Origin of the sequence: Mycobacterium sp. 852002-51152_SCH6134967 (assembly GCF_001667105.1) — a bacterium.
GTDB classification, from domain to species: Bacteria; Actinomycetota; Actinomycetes; order Mycobacteriales; family Mycobacteriaceae; genus Mycobacterium; species Mycobacterium neumannii_A.
This window is the reverse complement of record NZ_LZIK01000021.1, coordinates 1-17,504: the sequence shown is the minus strand read 5'-3', so window position 1 is coordinate 17,504 and position 17,504 is coordinate 1. Positions and strand designations below refer to the sequence as shown.

Here is a 17,504-nt window from a genome sequence, read left to right as displayed (position 1 = left end):
GCATCGTCGTCACTGCCGAGCCATCGCGATGCGCAAGGCCTCCGCAGCAGAAACGCGATGATCTTCGGCCTCGGCGGCATCGGCGATCGCCAACTGCACGCCCCTGATCCTGCCGGTGAACGCGTTGCCGTGCGGCTGGTAATCGGGCGAGACCGGTGAGCCGGTGTCCCGGCCGACGTCGCAGCCGTCGTCGGCGGAGAACACATTGGCCAACGTCGCTTCGACGGTTCCTTCGCCGACCTTCTTGCCGTCGACGTAGAGGGTGACGTCACCGCCCTTGCCCAGACCGCCGCCGGCGTAGTCGAACTCCATCCGAACCTGGTGGGATCCGGACGGCAGCGCATCCGTGGACTCGGCGAAGAAGTGTTTGACGCCGCCCAGGTTGTAGCAGTACTTGAGCTTACCGTCCTTGGCGTACAGGCTCCAACCGCCGATGTTGGCGCCCTGGGCGATGATCACGCCTTCGGCGCCGCCCTCGGGCACGTCGATCTCGGCGGTCACCGAGTGCGACTTGTTCTTCAGGCTCAACACGCAGTTTTCCGACAGCCGGCCCATGCCCGAGAACAGCAACTGAGTGTTGCCTTTGATCAGCGTCGGTCGACCGGCCAGGTCGGGGTTCATCCGGGTGCCGACGTCGTCGTTCAACGGCAGTACGTTGTAGCGGGTGGCCTCGATCAGCCAGAGCCGCTGCAGCTCATGCAGTTTCTCGGGCATCTCCGCGGCCAGGTCGCGGGCCTGGCTCCAGTCTTTCGTGGTGTCGTAAAGCTCCCAGACGTCGTCGTCGAATGCGGGCACCTCTTCGCCGACCAGCAGCCACGGTGTCTTGTGCCGGGTCACCGCCGTCCAGCCCTTGTGGTAGATGCCGCGGTTGCCGAACATTTCGAAATACTGGGTTTCGTGTTGGTCGGGCGCCTGACCATCGTTGAACGAATACAGCATGCTCACCCCTTCGATCGGGTGTTGCTGCACACCGTTCACCGACACCGGCTCGGGCAGCCCGGCGGCCTCCAGGATCGTCGGGGCCACGTCGATGACGTGGTGGAACTGCCAGCGCATCTCGCCCTTGGGAGTGATGCCCTTTGGCCAGTGCACGACGGTTCCGTTGCGCGTTCCGCCCCAGTGTGAGGCGACCTGCTTGGTCCACTGGTACGGCGTGTCCATGGCATGCGCCCAGCCCACGGAGAAGTGGTTGTAGGAGTCGGGGCCGCCGAACTTGTCGAGCCGCTCGATCATGAACTGCGACGTCTCTATCTCGGCCAAGCCGTTGAAGTTGAGCATCTCGTTGTAGGTGCCGTTCATCGTTCCCTCGGCGGACGCGCCGTTGTCGCCGATGATGTAGTAGACGAGCGTGTCGTCGAGCACCCCGAGCCGCTGCAAACCGTCGACGAGTCGACCGACGTGGTGGTCGGTGTACTCGAGGAAGCCGGCGTAGACCTCCATCTGCCGGCACAGCACCGGCTTGAGCTCCTCTGGCATGTCGTCCCACGCCGGGATCTCGGCATGGCGTTTTGTCAGTTCGCAGTCGGGCGGGATGACGCCGAGTTCCGTCTGTCGGGCAAACGTCTGCTCCCGCAGGGCATCCCAGCCTGCGTCGAACTTGCCCTTGTACTTGTCGGCCCATTCCTGCGGCACGTGATGCGGTGCGTGGGTGGCACCGGGCGCGAAATAGATGAAGAACGGCTTGTCCGGCGCGAGCGCTTTTTGCTGACCGATCCACGAGATCGCTTTGTCGGCCATGTCTTCCATGAGATGGTAGCCCTCTTCGGGCGTACGGGTAACCTCGATCGGTGTGGTGCCTTCGTACAACGAGGGATACCACTGATTGGCCTCGCCGCCGATGAAGCCGTAGAAATACTCAAAGCCCCCGCCCGCGGATGGCCAGGCATCGAACGGACCGACCGGGCTGGTCTGCCACACCGGGACCTCGTGGCACTTGCCGAACTGTGCGGTGTTGTAGCCGTTGAGTTTCAGTGTCCGTGCGATCGGTGACATGGTGTTGGGCAGCACCGAGCTGTACCCGGGCGCACCGGTAGCGATCTCGGTGATGCCGCCCATGCCGACCGAATGGTGGTTGCGCCCGGTCAATAACGCCTGGCGCGTCGGTGAACACAACGCGGTGGTGTGGAACCGGTTGTAGCGCAAACCGTCGGACGCCAGACGGTCGGCGGTCGGAGTTTGGCACGGCCCGCCGAAGGTGCTGGACGCGCCGAAGCCCACATCGTCGAGCAGGACGACGAGAACATTGGGGGCACCGTCGGGGGGACGCACCTGGGGAATCGCGGGATACGAACTGTCCGGATCCTTGGCGTCGAACGTGATCAACCCGGTGCGTGGCCGACTCGGTATCGGCAGATGCGTCCTGTCCATCGTCTTGTCGTCGGTCATTCCCGTCCTTCCACCGCGTCGCCTTCGTCGTTCCTGGACTTTAGGGGGCCAGGGCCCGGGTCGCTGCAGCTACGTCGAAACTGTCGAGCAGCGTTGACGGATTCGACACCGCCTCACCTGGTCGACGCCCCTGCCCGCTGGACCTCGCAGAGCACGGTCTCGCGCGCCCACTTGTAGTCGGGTTTTCCGTTGGCGGCGCGCTTGATCGCGTCGACCTGGACGACGACGCGGGGCCGCTTGTACCCGGCGAGGCGCTCCGTGAGGTAGTCGTTGATCGCGTCCACGACGTCGACGCCCGACCTGCTCGGCGCGACGACCGCCGTCACCCGCTGACCGAACCGTTCGTCGGGAATGCCGACCACGAGGGCGTCGGCGACATCGGGATGGGTCTTGATGACCTCCTCGACCTCCTCGGGGTACACCTTCTCTCCGGCGGTGTTGATGCATCCCGAGCCTCGCCCGAGTAGTACGAGGGTCCCGTCGGCCTGCAGCCGGCCCCAGTCGCCGATGAATGCGTAACGCTGGCCGCCGATTTCACGGAACACCCGCGCCGACTTGTCCGGGTCCTTGTAGTAGCCCTTGGGTGTGAGCTTGCCCCCGGCGGCGATCATCCCGGCCTCGTCGGAGCCAGGCTCGATCTCGCGGCCGTCTTCGCTGAACAGTTTGGTGTCTGCCAGCAGCAGGAACTGACCGGTCTGAGCGAGCTGATCACCGCGGCGGGAGACCTGCACGCCCATCGCGCCCTCGGTGGCCCCGATGCCGTCGATCAGCGCCGCGTCGACGTGTTCGAGCAGACCCTGCTTGACCGGCGCGGACCACATGACTCCCGAGGACAGGATCACCCGCAACGAGCTCAGATCCCAACGGACGTCCGCGTTCTCCAGCGCCGTCAGCATCGGCCGTGCAAACGCGTCGCCGACGATGATCATCACATTCACCGACTCGCGCTCGGCCGTGCTCCAGATTTCGTCGGGATCCAGTGATCGGCCGGGCAGTGTCACCGCGCGACCGCCCGCGAGCTGAACCGCGATCGAGTTACCCAGGCCGGCGGTGTGCATGAGCGGCGAACACGGCATGACCACCGGTGCGGCGCCCGCGCCGATCCGCTCCGCTCCGGCGGCGACGAGATCGTCGACGTTGTCGGGCAGCGGCGGGATGCCCAGCACGACCGAGACAAGTCCCAGCAGACCGTCGGTCCAGTCGCCGACGTCGTAGACCACACCCTTGGGCATGCCGGTGGTTCCGCCGGTGTAGATCATCACCTCGTCATCGCGCCGACGGGCGATCCGCACCGCCGGCCCCGAACGAGCGAGGACATCTTCGTAGCGCTCTCCTGCCGGGCACATTGACGGTGCGTCGTCGACCTCGGCGAGCAGCTTCAAAGCAGGCACTCGCTCGGCGACGCGGCCGACGGTCTCGCCCAATGAGGCGTGGAACACCAGCGCCTCGGCGTCGGAGTCCTCGAGCAGATAGACCAGCTCGTCGTCGACGTAGCGGTAGTTGATGTTGATCGGGACCATTCGCGCCTTCAGCGCCGCGAGGAAAGCCTCGTAATACTCAGGTCCGTTGTAGAGCAGTAGTCCGACCTTCGAGCCCGGTGCCAGCCCGGCAGTCTGAAGCGCGCCGGCCAGCCGTGCCGCCCGATCCTCGAATTCGGCCCACGTGCGGCGGGTTTCGCCGTGGACGAGGGCGATCGCCTCGGGAGCGCGGTCGGCGTACCCCTCGATGATGTCGGCGTAGTGCATGGCTGTCTCTTCTCGTCAGGCAGGGGTTTTGGGTGCGCGGGGTGCCGGGTTCATCGCGAGCTCGTCGAAGCTCTGGACAACGAGCTCGGCGATCCGTTCGGTGTCGGGTATCACGTTGCGTGCGGCGCCAATTCCGAAGCACAGCTTGCCCGCATAGGAGGCCAGGGTGATGTTCAGCGCGTGCGCCGGCGGCACGATCGGCGCCGCGTAAAGGCTCGCGAGTCGGCCCCCGCTCATGTAGAGCGCGTTCTTGGGGCCGCCGGGGATGTTCGACACCAACATCGTTGCCGCCTGGGGGACCGTTCCCCGCCCGACGGGAAGCTCCTCGCGCAACTGCGCGGCGCCGAGGAACACGACCGACTCCAGCTCGAGCACCCCAGGTGCCATGCTCTTCACACCCGACTTCAGCGTCGTGGTGGACGCGACGATCTGCGAGAGTCGCTCTGTGGGCATGGCGTCGGGCGCGCCGAGCTGCACCTGTGCGAGTGCGGCCGCGTTGGAGGGTTTGTCGTCGTCGGCTCCCCGTGTGGAGACGGCCATCGAGGCGATCAGCGGCCGCGTCGCGGGGTCGCCGTGCTCGGCGAGATATCGCTGCATCGCGTCGTCGCAAACGCTGAGCACCACGTCGTTGATGCTGCCGCCGGCTTGCTCACCGAGGCGCTTGACGTCGGAGAGGGGGAGGTCGAAGACCGCGAAACTGCGCGCCGGTGACTGTCGTATCGAGCCCGAGGCCAGCCTGGGCGCGGTGAAGGGCAGTGCTCTGGAGCCGCGCCGCAGCCCGATCGCCTCCGGAACGATCCCGACGAAACGTCGGCCCACACCGACCGCGGTCTGCGCTTGGCGCCCAGCGGCTTTCAGCGTATCGATCGGAGTGGATCGGCGACCCGTGCCCTCGCGGCGTGGTTTCTCCGGGCGCGGCCCCCACAGCGGCGTGATCTTCGCGTCGTCCGCCGACTCGGACAGCGAGCCGAACAGCATCCGCGCCCCGCTGATGCCGTCCGCCAGCGCGTGATGGAGTTTGTAGAACAGGGCAACCTGTCCGTCTTCGAGCCCCTCGATGACGTAGCACTCCCACAGCGGCCGCGACCGATCCAGCAGCGCCATGTAGAGCTGGCCCATCATCTCCATCAACTGCTTGCGGGAGCCCGGAGCCGGCAGTGCGACCGAACGAACGTGGAAGTCGAGATCGACATCATCGACGGTCACCCAGTGCGGGAGCCGGCCGGGACCGAGCGCGGGACGACGGTCGAACGGAGCGACGGGCGTAGTCGCGCGGAACGTGTCGACGAGGCGGCGGGCGAAGTCTGGTCCGGTTTCGCCTTCGGGTGGGTCGAACAGCATCAGCACGCCGGCGTGCGACGGTCGCGTCGTCGATTCCAGGACAAAGAACGCCGCGTCCAACAAGGCAAGTCGTGTCATCTGCTCAACCGGTCGTCGAAGGGGTTCGGGAAGGGGCGGACGCGGCCTGGTCGCGGGCGACCGCGAGAAGTTCGTCGAGCGACGCCCGGAAACCGCGGACGAGCTCCCAGGTGTCGGAAACGGCCGCGGCGTCGGCCAGGACGCAGAGGTTGAACTGGTCGCAATAGCTCCACACCGTCATGTTGAGGGTGGCGCCGTGCGAGATCTGCCCGGTGGAAAACCACTGCTCGACACGCCAGCGACCCAGGTAGCGCGGATCGCGTGGACCGGGCACGTTTGACACCACCACGTTCTTGAACGTGTCGAAGCGCCCCTTGGTCCGCGCGTTGAAGCGCGCGAAACCCGAGATCGCGCGTTCGGGCAGCAGCTCGACGACCGCGCCGATGTCGGCATCCTTGGTCTTGGCGAAGTGTTCCTTCGTCGCCTCGGCCGCGATGCTCGTCGCGCGCAGCCGTTCGAGTGGGTCGGCGATCTGGGCGTGCAGCCAGACGTAGTCGACCGACGAGTAGTTGCCCGGGTGGGCGCGCTCGGCCGCCGGCGTGACCGCCAGGGGCATCGTGGCCACCATCGCCTCGGTTGGCGGGGAGCCGAGACTCTGCTGTTGGTGGCGCACGCCGCCCGCGACACACGCCATGAAGACGTCGTTGATCGTGGCCCCGAGGGTCTTGCTCACCTCGCGCACATCGGCGAGCGGGACACTCTCGCAGGAGAATCGCCTACTGCGCGACAACCCGCACTGGAATGGTCCGGGCGGCGTGGAGCGGTCGAGGACGGTCGGTACCCGCCGTTCGCCGCCGGCAGCAAAGTCGCGCTCAATGCGCGTCCGATCACGGATGGCGCGGGCGGTCGGGGCCACCCGGCGGAGCCTCGAGGGCAGGTCGCGCAGCGCCCACCCCAGGCGTTGCGCTCCCGACGGCAGCGGTGGTGGTGTCCACGGGGGCGGCACGATCGGGGCGTCGTCGGGTTCGTCTTCGGGATCGCTGTTGTAGAACGACGCGAGCATGTCCAGCACGCCGACACCGTCGGAGTAGGCGTGGTGCAGCAGTGTCACGAGGGCGACGCGGCCGCCTTCGAGGCCTTCGACCACCCAGGTCTGCCACAGGGGTCGGTCGCGATCGAGCGGGTGGGCGTAGATCTGCTCGACGAGCGCACAGAATTCCGCCATCCCACCGGGAGCGGGACACACCACGCGGCGCACGTGCGCGTCGATGTCGAACTCGGGATCCTCGACCCAGATCGGGTGATGCAGACCCAACGGCGTGGGCAGATACCGCAGCCGGAAGACGGGAAGCAGGTGGGCGCGCTCCTCGAACATCCGGCGCGCCTTCGGCCACGACCAGCCGTCGGTATCAGTCGAAGGATCGATGATGCTGATCTTGAGGGTGTGGTTGTAGGCGCTGCCCGCATCGAGGTACAGCATCAGAGCGTCGATCCCATTGAGTCGTCTCATGGCATTGGCCTCCTCCCGCGCGCGCGGCGCGGTGCCGATTGGGTCAGCGTAGGTATTTCGCCGTCGCCGAAATGTGGTTTCGGCGATCTGTTCAGTGGATGATCACGCCGCGGATGTTCTTGCCGTCCCGCAGGTCCTGGTAGCCCTGATTGACATCCTCGAGGGTGTAGGTGCGGGTGACGAGTTCGTCGAGCTTGAGCTGGCCGGCGTCGTAGAGGCGCAGCAATCTCACGATGTCGTACTGCGGATTGCAGGAGCCGAACAGCGACCCCTTGATCGTCTTCTCGTGCAGGGTCAGATCAAGCCCGGAGACGTGCACGGTCAGTTTGGTCGGATCGGCCAGGCCGGTGATGACGACGGTGCCGCCCTTGCCGATGACCGCGGTGGCCGCCGAGACCACCTCGTCGTCAACGGTGCCCACCAGGATCAGCGCCGCGTCGGCGCCCTGCCCCCAGGTCAGCTCGTCCACTTTCGCTGCGGCGCTTTCGGCGTCGGCGAAGGCATGGGTGGCGCCGAACTTCAGCGCGGTGTCGCGCTTGAGTGCTACCGGATCCACGACCACGACGTACTTGCACCCGGCGGACCTCGCCCCCTGGACGGCGTTGATGCCCAGGCCACCGGCGCCGTAGATCACGGCGGTGTCGCCGGCACGCAGGCTGCCGGCGTTGACCGCGCTGCCCCAGCCCGACGGCACACCGCAGCCCACCAGTACCGCGGTCTCCAGCGGCAGCCAGTCATCGATTTTGACGACCGAGTGCTGAGAGATGGTGGCGCGCTCCGAGAAGGTGCCCAGGATGCACATGGCACCGAAATCCGTTCCGTTGGAATGGAACCGGAAGCTGCCGTCTGGCATGCAGCCGTCGAGGATGGTGGCGCCCATGTCGCAGAGGTTCTGCCGGCCGGTCGAGCAGTAGCGGCACGTGCCGCAGTTCGGGATGAAGCTGCACACCACGTGGTCGCCGGGCTTGACCTTGGTGACCCCGCGGCCCACCTCCTCGATGACCCCGGAGCCCTCGTGGCCACCGACGATCGGGTATCGCGGCGGCAGGTCGCCGTCGGTGAGGTGCAGATCCGAATGGCACAGCCCGGCGGCGGTGTATTTGATCAACACCTCGCCGGGCCCCGGCCCGTCGAGATCCAGTTCCATCAGTTCGAAGGGCTTGCCGGCCTCGAGCAGTACTGCGGCAGTCGTCTTCATGGTGTGTCTCCTTGACTACTTGGCCCACGGGAAGAACGTCGCCGCTGCGGCGGCGATGAGCCGTTGGTACGACGAGCCGATGACGCGGGCCAGCAGATCGACGGCCTTCGCCTCCGCGCCGATCACGACCCGAGCGCGGCCCTTGGTCACGCCGTTGAGGATGGTCTTTGCGGCCATCTCGGGTGAGTGGATGAGCAGCCACTTGTCGTAGAAGTCGGCAAGTGTGCGCTGGTCTTCGTTGTCGGCGACAGTGGCGTTGCGCGCGACGGCGGTCTTGATGCCGCCGGGGTGCACACAGGTCACCTTGACCGGGTACTTGGCGATCAGCATCTCTTGCCGCAGCGCCTCGGTGAAGCCGCGCACGGCGAACTTGGCGGCGTTGTAGGCGCTCTGGCCGGGCACAGAGATCAACCCGAACAGGCTCGACACATTGACGATGTGCCCGTCCCCGGAGGTGATCAGATGCGGCAGGAAGGCTTTGGTGCCGTTGACCACACCCCAGAAGTCGACGTCCATGATCCGCTCGATGTCTTTGAACTCTGAGCTCTCGACGTTGCCGTTGTAGGCGATGCCTGCGTTGTTGTAGACCTGGTTGACCTTGCCGAAATGGGCCACGACCGCGTCGGCGTAGGCCAGCACCGCCTCGCGTTCTGCGACATCGAGTGGATCGGACTTCACCTCGGCGCCGAGTGCCTCAGCCTGGCGCACGGTCTCGGCGAGCCCGTCGGTGTCGACGTCGGAGAGCGCCAGACGGGCACCCCTCGCAGCCAGCTTGAGGGCCAACGCCCTGCCGATGCCGGAACCCGCTCCGGTGATGACGGCGACTTTGCCTGCGAATTGACTCATGTGACCGTGACCTTTCGTTGTTAAATCTGGGAGCTGTCGCTGATGTGGCTGCGCAGTTTCGCGCCAAGGTCGGCGACCGCGTCGGCCGCCTCTGGCAGCAGGCTGACCTGCAGGTGGAAGTCGTGCCACAGACCGTCAAACCGCCGGTGGTCTAGGATGACGGACCCGGCTCCGGCGCAGGCCTTTTCGAGCTTGTCGGCATCGATGGAGATTGGATCGTCTCCGGCGCTCTGCATGACGATCGGCGGCAGGTCCGTCATCTCGCCGTAGACCGGGGAGATGGCAGGCAATCGCGGATCGGATGAGCCGACATAGCGCGGCGCCCACTCGGCGGCCATCGACGGCTGGATCAGCGGATCACGCAGGACCGGACGCGCGCCCTCCGCGTCGATGGCGAGGTCCGCCCACGGGCAGATCAATCCCAGCGCCGCAGGCAGGGCCAGGCGACGGTCGCGCAGCGCCATCGCCAGCGCCAGCGCGAGCCCACCGCCGGCCGAATCACCGGCAATGACAGTGGTTTTCGGGTCGAGCCCGTCCTCGAGCAGGCGGCAGTAGACCCGTAGCATCTCATCGAGCGCGATCGGGTACTGCGCGTGTGGCGCGCGCGAGTAGTCCGGCAGCAGGGCCGACATGCCCGCCGCTGCCGCGAGGTGTGCGGCCAGGCCCCGATAGCCCCCGGCGCTGCCGAGGGCATAAGCACCGCCGTGGATGTAGATCATCGTCCCCATCGGCGTGGCCTGGGGTGGCAGCACCCGGTCGACGCGAACGCCCGCGACGGACAGGCGTTGGAAGCGTGTGCCCCGCGGAGGGCGCGCGGCGGCGGTGAGCGTCTCCAACATCAGGCGGCGACCGACGACGCCGGTGCGCGTTGAGCCGAACAGTGGTCGAGCGCCCCGAAGAACGGCCCGGACAATACCCTTGCTGACTCTCATGATGACCTCGGTAGATGTTGGCGGACAATCAGACTCACGCGACGGCGGTGTCGAACCGTGCCCCGTCGAACTTCAGCAGACCGTCCTCGATCGGTTCGTCGAGCAGCATGATCGAGTCTTTCTCGTAGTGCATGAGAACCTTCCACGGGTGCCTTGAGCCTTGGCGCGGCAGCGTGTCTTTCGCCCGCTGCACATAGCCGGAATTCAGTTGGTCGAACATCCCGACGTCCAACCGGGAGCCGTCGATGTCCCGGGGTGTGGCTACCGTATGGCCCTTCTCGTCCATGTGCCGCAACAGTCGGCAGAGGTAGGACGCGGCGATGTCGGCCTTCAGCGTCCACGAGGCGTTGGTGTACCCGACGATCCAGGCGAGGTTGGGAATGTCTTCCACCAGCACTGCCTTATAGGTCATCTGCTCGGACAGCTCCCGTGGCCGACCGTCGACGATCAGTTTCATCCCGCCCAGCATCTGGACGTTCAGACCTGTTGCGGTGACGATGATGTCGGCCTCGACTTCCTGCCCGGACTTCAGCACGATGCCCGTTTCGGTGAACGTGTCGATCTGATCGGTGACCACCGACGCCTTGCCCGATTTCAGCGTTTTGAACAGATCGCCGTTCGGCACGGCGCACAACCGCTCATCCCATGGCATGTAGTCAGGGGTGAAGTGCCCCATGTCGACGGACCGGCCGACCTGGAGCCGGACCAACCAGAGCAGCAGGCGCCGCATCTGGCTGGGCCAGCGCTTGCACGCCTGGTAGAGCCGGCGCTGAAAAGCGATGTTGCGGTTGCGTGCCAACCCGTACACCCATGTACGGGGCAGGAACCGACTGAGGAACTCCGAGATTCGGTCCATGGCGGGCAGAGTGAAGATGTACGACGGTGAACGCTGCAACATCGTGATGTGCTCGACGTCGTCGGCCATCGCCGGAATGAGAGTGACCGCAGTTGCACCACTGCCGATCACGACGACCTTCTTGCCCGTGTAATTGAGGTCTTCGGGCCAGGACTGCGGATGGACGCATTGGCCCTGGAACCGGTCCACCCCGGGGAAGGTGGGTAAGTAGCCGGCGTCGTAATTGTAGTAGCCCGTGCAGGCGATGAGGTAATCGCAGGTATACCTGAGGGTTTCGTCCGTCGCCTCGGACCGGGCGGTTACCGTCCAGCGGGCGTGCGCACTCGACCACTCTGACGTCTGTACTTTGAGTCCGTAGTGGATCTTCTCGTCGATCCCGTGCTCCGCGGCTGTATCGGCGATGTACTGCTGGATGGATGGGCCATCGGCGAGGACTTTCGCGTTCATCCAGGGACGGAACTTGAAGCCGAAGGTGTACATGTCGGAGTCCGACCGGATGCCGGGATAGCGAAACAGATCCCAGGTACCGCCCATCCGGTCGCGCCGCTCCAGAATCGCCACAGTTTTATGCGGCAACTCGGCCCTCAGGTGGCACGCGGTGCCGATGCCCGACAGGCCCGCACCGATGATCAAAACGTCGAAATGTGGTGCATCCATGACAACCTCGCGCGTCGTGCCCGCTGTCTTAGCGGAACGGTGTGTCCAGAATCGGCGAAGTGGCCAGGAAATGTATTGACATTTTCCGACGCACTTTTGTCATTTTCCGACAGTCAGGCAGTGGTCGTGGCCGTGCGGGCGGTGCGCGATCGCCCGTTGTTCGTGAAGGTGCTCCGGACGCAGCCCGAAGCGTTCGTGCGATCGCTCACGACTGACGGCCCCAGCATGATCGAGGTGATGCGGCCGCTCCGCAAGCGAATGGCTGAGCGAGCGCGGCGGTGGCTCAGTGACGAGGACGCGGAACTTGTCGCCGAAGGCATTACCCGCCTTGGTGTGTCACTGGTTCTGTCACCGCAGGGGCCGATACCGCTCTACGACGACGACGGGTTGCGTGCATACCTCGCGCTGTAGGTCGTACTCGGGATCGCCCAGCTCGCAGCGCGGCAGCACGCCTGCGATCCCGACATGTAGCATCAGCTCTCGGTCGTTTCGCCTTACGCCCTACCGGCAATGTACATCGACTTGAGGTCCTGGTAGTTGTGCAGTGCCTCGGGGCCGAACTCGCGCCCGATGCCGCTGTCTTTGACGCCGCCGAACGGCGAACCGATGGCCAATGGGTAGCCGTTGACGCCGATGGTGCCGGTGTGCACTTGCCGCGCGATTTCCTTTGCCCGCTCGGTGTCCGCGCTGAAGACCGTGCCGCCCAGCCCGTAGCTGGAATCATTGGCGATGCGTACCGCGTCGCCCTCGTCGTCGTAAGGGATCACCGCGAGCACGGGCCCGAAGATCTCTTCCTTCGCGATGGTCGCGTCGTTGCTTGTGCAGGCGAACACGGTGGGTTCGACGAACCAGCCCTTCTCCAGGCCGGTTGGGCGACCACCACCGGCGACCAATCGCGCTTCGCCTCTGCCCTTTTCGATGTAGCTCTCGACGCGCTCGCGATGGGCTCCGGTTGCCATGGGTCCGATGTCGGTGCTCGGATCCAACGGGTCACCGACCCGCAGCGAGGACACCTGGGTTGCCAGCGCGTCGACAACCTCGGCGTAGCGATGTGTCGGCGCCAGGATCCGGCCACAGGTGACGCACGTCTGTCCGTTGTTCATGAACATGATGAACTGCAGGTCACCCATGATGGCGTCGAGATCGACGTCGTCGAGCAGTATCGCCGCCGACTTGCCGCCGAGTTCCAAGGTCACCGGGCGCAACAGGTTCGCGCACGCAGTGGCTATCGACCGCCCGGCCGCTGTCGACCCCGTGAAGGCGACCTTGTCTACCCCCGGGTGCGAGACCAAATACGCTCCGATATCCGGCCCGCCGGGAACCCAGTTCACGACGCCAGGGGGAAGGTCGGCTGCCTCAAGGGCTTCGGCCACGATGAAGGAGTCCAGGACGGTTGCCGGCGGTGACGGTTTGACGACTACAGTGCACCCCGCCGCGAGGGCGGGAGCGATTTTGCTCATCGCGAGCACCACCGGGTAGTTCCACGGCACGATCGCTGCCACGACACCTACCGGCGACCGGCGGACCACCGTCTCCAGGCCGGTTTGGGATGGCCGGGTTTCCTCCTCCGCCATGGCCGTCGCCAACTCGGCGTAGTACCGGATCAATCCGGTCGCGAAACCGCCCTCGAACGCTTCGCTCAGCCCGATCGGCATGCCGTTCTCCTGGCTGACGGTCCGTGTCAACTCGGCTGAGCGCTTCTCCATTGCGTCAGCGAACCGGTTCATAGCGGCGGCACGATCCGCCGGAGAGGTTGCGGACCATTCGGAGTTGTCCACCGCATTGCGTGCGGCCGCCACCGCACGATCCACGTCGGCCAGATCCGCTTCCGGGACGGTGCCGAGGATGTCCTCGGTAGCGGCGTTCAGTGCCGTTACCCGTGAGGAGCTGGACGGCGCAACCCAACCGCCGCCGATGAAGAGTGTGCTGCGGTCGATGGGCATGGGATCTCCTGCGTGGTGAGTAGCCGGTCGCATCGAGTCGCACCTGGCCGGTGGTTGCGCATGGGGCGTGCAGAATCATGATGGTCGTGGCCGATGCGCGGGTCTTGACAATCACCGACGTTCTTTTATCATTTCCCGACACCAGCACGGAGATAATCGGTTTATGGGCAGCCTGCTTCGGGCCACCACGCTGTGGGGATATGGCGAATTGGTACAGGAGCTCGGCGGGGACCCGGAGCATTTCCGCAGGCGCTTCCGGATAACTCCCGATGTCGAGAACCAGGTAGACACTTTCATCTCCTTCGACGCCTACGTTCGCCTACTGGAGGCCAGCGCCGACGAACTGGGCTGTCCGGATTTCGGGCTTCGCCTGTCGCGATGGCAGGGCCTGGACATTCTCGGACCCATTGCGGTGATTGCGCGAAACGCGCAAACCGTACTTGGCGGCCTGGAGATGATCGGACGCTACCTGTATATCCATTCCCCGGCGTTGAGGCTGACCCTTTCGCCGAGCGCCCCAAAGAGCGGTCTCCGGTTCACCTACGAGGTGACCGAACCGGGACTCACCTCGTTGGTGCAGGGGCACGAGATCAGCATGGCCATCGCGGTCCGGATCATCCAGCTGTTGGGAGGTCCGAACGCGCGGCCGAGCACCGTTTCGTTCACTCACGACCAACGGGGCTCGGACGCCGCATACCGGGAAACGCTGGGGTGCCCGGTGCGCTTCGCACAAGCGTGGTGTGGATTCGAGATATCCGACAGCCTGGCCTGCACACGGATCGAGAGCGCTGATCCGGAGACCAGACGCCTCGCGGCGAAATACCTTGAGTCAAACTATCTTCCGCCGACGGCGTCGTTGTCGGAACGCGTGGCAGAGCTGATCCGGCGGCTATTGCCCACCGGTCAGTGCACGGTGGACGCCATCGCCGATCAACTCGCTCTTCATTCACGGTCGCTACAACGCCGGCTGGACGCCGAGGGTGTGCGATGTCAGGAACTGATCGATCGGGAGCGTCGCGCCTTGGCGACGACCTACCTCGCCGAGCGCGGACTGCCGCTCAGTCAGGTAGCCGGCCTGTTGGGCTACGCCGAACAGAGCACCCTGAATCGTTCGTGCCGACGTTGGTTCGGGAAGACACCGCGGCACTACCGAGCCAGCCTGACGGCGGGCAATTAGTAGGCCGATCGCACCCCTGGCCCGATGGCCGGCGATATCGTGGGTTCGACGACAGAAGAACACGAGATGAAGGTCTGGCCGAGGATGGTGACCGGCGATGACCGACGTTGACCCGCTCGCGACGCAGCGGGACCAGGTTCCAGACATCCCCGCGGAACTGAGTCAGGCGGGGTTCGACGATGTGGAAGAGATCGGGCACGGCGGATTCGGGGTCGTGTACCGCTGCGCCCAGCCCATGCTGGATCGTGTGGTCGCCGTCAAGGTATTGAGCACCGACCTTGACCCCGACAACCTCGACCGCTTCCTGCGCGAGCAGCGCGCCATGGGCCGCCTCTCCGCGCACCCGCACATCATCAACGTTCTTCAGGTGGGTGTGCTGGCAGGCGGTCGGCCGTTCATTGTGATGCCATACCACGCCAAGGGGTCGCTCGAGGTGCTGATTCGTCGTCACGGTCCACTCGACTGGTGCGAGACGCTCAGCGTCGGCGTGAAGCTCGCGGGTGCCCTCGAATGCGCGCATCGCGCGGGCACGCTGCATCGTGACGTGAAGCCCGCCAACATTCTGCTCTCCGACTACGGCGAACCGCAGCTGACCGACTTCGGGATCGCCAGAATTGCCGGCGGCTTCGAGACTGCGACGGGTGTGATCACCGGTTCGCCGGCCTTCACCGCTCCCGAGGTGCTCGAGGGTGCATCGCCGACGCCGGCATCGGACGTGTATTCCCTTGGCGCGACGTTGTTCTGCGCGCTGACCGGTCATGCCGCATTCGAACGCCGTAGCGGTGAGCAGGTGGTGGCGCAATTCCTGCGAATCACGTCGCAGCCCATCCCGGACTTGCGGAGGCAGGGACTACCCCCCGACGTGGCCGCGGTCATCGAACGGGCCATGGCGCGCGAGCCGGCCGATCGTCCGGCGGCCGCAGCCGAACTCGGCAACGAGCTTCGTGCCGTTCAGCTTCGCAGCGGGGTGACCGTCGACGAGATGCCCCGCCCCGTCGAGCTGGGTGTGGAGCGCCGCAAGTCGTCCACTGGACCCTCGGCTCATCGTCATACCGGGGGCACGCCGACACCCCCGACGCCGGCGACGAAATACCGTCCGCCTGTCCCGACCGGGATCCTGGTCCCGCGCGACCGCCTCACCGGTGTGCTTCGCGCAGGTGGACGACGGCGCCTCATCCTCATCCACGCCCCCTCGGGGTTCGGCAAGAGCACACTGGCTGCCCAATGGCGTGAGGAACTCACCGGTGACGGCATCGCGGTGGCCTGGCTGACGATCGACGACGAAGACAACAACGAGGTGTGGTTCCTTGCGCATCTACTCGAATCGGTCCGACGGGTCCGTCCGCCCTCGCTGAGTCGTTGGGACAGGTACTGGAAGAACACGGCGACAACGCCAGCCGCTACGTGTTGACCTCGCTCATCGAAGTAATCCACGCGGCGGACGACCGGATCGCCGTCGTGATCGATGACTGGCATCGGGTCTCTGACAACCAGACCCGTGCTGCCCTGGGCTTTCTGCTCGACAACGGCTGTCACCACTTGCAGGTCATCGTGACCAGCTGGTCGCGTGCAGGCTTACCGTTGAGCCGGTTGCGGATCCGTGACGAGCTGGTCGAGATTGACTCCGCAGCTTTGCGTTTCACCACTGACGAGGTGGCCGTGTAGCTCAACGACATCGGCGGCCTGGAGCTGTCACCCGCCGACGTAGAGGCGCTGGCCGCATCGACAGACGGATGCGTTGCCGCGCTGCAGCTAGCGGCGTTGTCGCTGCGCGGAGGCGGCGACGCCACCAGCCTCGTGGCGCGCCTTACTGGTGCCAGCGATGTGATCGGCGAGTTCTTGGCCGAGAACGTGCTCGACACTCTCGAGCCTGATCTGCGCGAGTTCCTGTTGGCTACCTCGATCACCGAGCGGACCTGCGCCGGACTGGCGTCCGTGCTGACCGGGGTGGCAAATGGGCGGGCGATGCTGGAGGAGGCCGAGCAGCGCGGGCTGTTTCTGCAGCGGATCGACGACGATCCGAATTGGTTCCGCTTCCACCAGATGTTCGCCGAGTTCCTGCGCCGTCGGCTCGAACGAGATGGGCCTGATCGGGTCAAAGAACTTCACCACACTGCGTCGGCGTGGTTCGCCGAACACGCCCACCTCAACGAGGCCGTCGACCACGCGCTGTCCGCCGGCGATCCCGCCCGCGCCGTCGACCTTGTCGAACAGGATGAGACGAATCTGCTCGAGCAGTCGAAGATGTCGACGCTGCTCGGAATTGTGAAGAAGCTGCCGCCGCAGTTGGTGGTGTCGCGCGTCCGTCTCCAGCTCGTCATCGCCTGGGCGAACATTTTGTTGCAGCGATCGGTGCCCACTACCAGCGCGCTGAATCGCTTCGAGGTGGCTTTGGGCCGGGCAGATCTCCCCGATGCGACACGGGCTGATCTGCGCGTCGAGGCGGATGTGTTGCGAGCCGTCGCCGAGGTCTTCGCCGACCGCGTTGAACGCGTGGATGCCCTTCTTGCCGAGGCGATGTCGAGGCCGGACACACTGCCTCCGCGCGTGCCGGGGGTGGCCGGAAACGCTGTGGCGTACGCGGCGATCTACCGCTTCGACTTCGATGCTGCGCGTCGGGTGCTCGAGTGGGCGGCACCGTACCAGGAGATGTTGGGGCCATTCGCCACCGTCTACGGACACTGTTTTGGCGGCATGGCCAGGTGTCTGCTTGATGTTCCGCTGGCGCTGGACGATTTCCGACGGGCATTCGAAATCGCCATGGGCGTTGGGGCGCAATCACACCCGGCGCGGCTGGCTGGCGCGCTGCTTGGCGAGTTGCTCTATGAAACTGGAGAACTGGCCGAGGCGGCGAGTCTGCTTGACGAAGCTATCTGCTCGGGTCCGAGGGCGGGGG

General features: G+C 65.6%; 11 protein-coding genes and 1 pseudogene. 3 read left to right on the top strand and 9 right to left on the bottom strand.

What is annotated here, in order from left to right; genetic code table 11:
- Positions 1-9 precede the first annotated feature (9 nt).
- The 8 genes from A5790_RS06635 to A5790_RS06600 all read right to left on the bottom strand — a co-directional run bounded on the left by A5790_RS06635 (position 10) and on the right by A5790_RS06600 (position 11,488).
- Entirely contained in the window at positions 10-2,367 is a 2,358-nt protein-coding gene (locus A5790_RS06635; protein WP_156656320.1) for an arylsulfatase, read from the bottom strand.
- A 131-nt stretch (positions 2,368-2,498) separates the two neighbouring features.
- Positions 2,499-4,130: an AMP-binding protein gene (locus A5790_RS06630; protein WP_066842073.1), complete on the bottom strand. Its 1,632-nt coding sequence runs from the start codon at positions 4,128-4,130 to the stop codon at positions 2,499-2,501.
- 15 nt (positions 4,131-4,145) lie between these two features.
- Entirely contained in the window at positions 4,146-5,549 is a 1,404-nt protein-coding gene (locus A5790_RS06625; RefSeq protein WP_066842071.1) for a wax ester/triacylglycerol synthase family O-acyltransferase, read from the bottom strand.
- Between the two features lie 4 nt (positions 5,550-5,553).
- A complete protein-coding gene (locus A5790_RS06620) occupies positions 5,554-6,999 on the bottom strand; it encodes a wax ester/triacylglycerol synthase family O-acyltransferase (RefSeq protein WP_066842069.1) in 1,446 nt (481 codons plus the stop codon).
- A 91-nt stretch (positions 7,000-7,090) separates the two neighbouring features.
- A complete protein-coding gene (locus tag A5790_RS06615) occupies positions 7,091-8,197 on the bottom strand; it encodes an NDMA-dependent alcohol dehydrogenase (protein WP_066842066.1) in 1,107 nt (368 codons plus the stop codon).
- Positions 8,198-8,212: 15 nt separating this feature from the next.
- Positions 8,213-9,043, bottom strand: coding sequence for an SDR family oxidoreductase (locus A5790_RS06610; protein WP_066842065.1), 831 nt, complete (start codon positions 9,041-9,043; stop codon positions 8,213-8,215).
- 20 nt (positions 9,044-9,063) lie between these two features.
- A complete protein-coding gene (locus A5790_RS06605) occupies positions 9,064-9,975 on the bottom strand; it encodes an alpha/beta hydrolase fold domain-containing protein (protein WP_066842063.1) in 912 nt (303 codons plus the stop codon).
- A gap of 34 nt (positions 9,976-10,009) precedes the next feature.
- Positions 10,010-11,488 (bottom strand): NAD(P)/FAD-dependent oxidoreductase, encoded by a 1,479-nt coding sequence (locus tag A5790_RS06600; RefSeq protein ID WP_066842061.1) that lies wholly within the window; start codon positions 11,486-11,488, stop codon positions 10,010-10,012.
- A 120-nt stretch (positions 11,489-11,608) separates the two neighbouring features.
- Here A5790_RS06600 and A5790_RS06595 point away from each other — a divergent pair, with 120 nt between their 5' ends.
- On the top strand, positions 11,609-11,899 hold the full coding sequence (locus A5790_RS06595) for a hypothetical protein (protein WP_066842059.1): 291 nt from the start codon (positions 11,609-11,611) through the stop codon (positions 11,897-11,899).
- 83 nt (positions 11,900-11,982) lie between these two features.
- Here the strand turns inward: A5790_RS06595 and A5790_RS06590 are convergent, their stop codons facing one another.
- Complete coding sequence (locus A5790_RS06590; RefSeq protein ID WP_066842057.1) at positions 11,983-13,431, bottom strand: aldehyde dehydrogenase; 1,449 nt, start codon at positions 13,429-13,431, stop codon at positions 11,983-11,985.
- Between the two features lie 163 nt (positions 13,432-13,594).
- Here A5790_RS06590 and A5790_RS06585 point away from each other — a divergent pair, with 163 nt between their 5' ends.
- Together A5790_RS06585 and A5790_RS06580 are read left to right on the top strand one after the other, a co-directional pair.
- On the top strand, positions 13,595-14,608 hold the full coding sequence (locus tag A5790_RS06585; protein WP_066842055.1) for an AraC family transcriptional regulator: 1,014 nt from the start codon (positions 13,595-13,597) through the stop codon (positions 14,606-14,608).
- Between the two features lie 97 nt (positions 14,609-14,705).
- Positions 14,706-17,504 (top strand): annotated as a pseudogene (locus tag A5790_RS06580) (protein kinase); the annotation flags it as partial.

Bases quoted from the DNA above. Each gene is read 5' to 3' on its own strand.
- A5790_RS06605 (WP_066842063.1), bottom strand. From the start codon at position 9,975: ATGAGAGTCAGCAAGGGTATTGTCCGGGCCGTTCTTCGGGGCGCTCGA.
- A5790_RS06615 (WP_066842066.1), bottom strand. From the start codon at position 8,197: ATGAAGACGACTGCCGCAGTACTGCTCGAGGCCGGCAAGCCCTTCGAA.
- A5790_RS06610 (WP_066842065.1), bottom strand. From the start codon at position 9,043: ATGAGTCAATTCGCAGGCAAAGTCGCCGTCATCACCGGAGCGGGTTCC.
- A5790_RS06630 (WP_066842073.1), bottom strand. From the start codon at position 4,130: ATGCACTACGCCGACATCATCGAGGGGTACGCCGACCGCGCTCCCGAG.
- A5790_RS06620 (WP_066842069.1), bottom strand. From the start codon at position 6,999: ATGAGACGACTCAATGGGATCGACGCTCTGATGCTGTACCTCGATGCG.
- A5790_RS06585 (WP_066842055.1), top strand. From the start codon at position 13,595: ATGGGCAGCCTGCTTCGGGCCACCACGCTGTGGGGATATGGCGAATTG.
- A5790_RS06625 (WP_066842071.1), bottom strand. From the start codon at position 5,549: ATGACACGACTTGCCTTGTTGGACGCGGCGTTCTTTGTCCTGGAATCG.
- A5790_RS06635 (WP_156656320.1), bottom strand. From the start codon at position 2,367: ATGGACAGGACGCATCTGCCGATACCGAGTCGGCCACGCACCGGGTTG.
- A5790_RS06590 (WP_066842057.1), bottom strand. From the start codon at position 13,431: ATGCCCATCGACCGCAGCACACTCTTCATCGGCGGCGGTTGGGTTGCG.
- A5790_RS06600 (WP_066842061.1), bottom strand. From the start codon at position 11,488: ATGGATGCACCACATTTCGACGTTTTGATCATCGGTGCGGGCCTGTCG.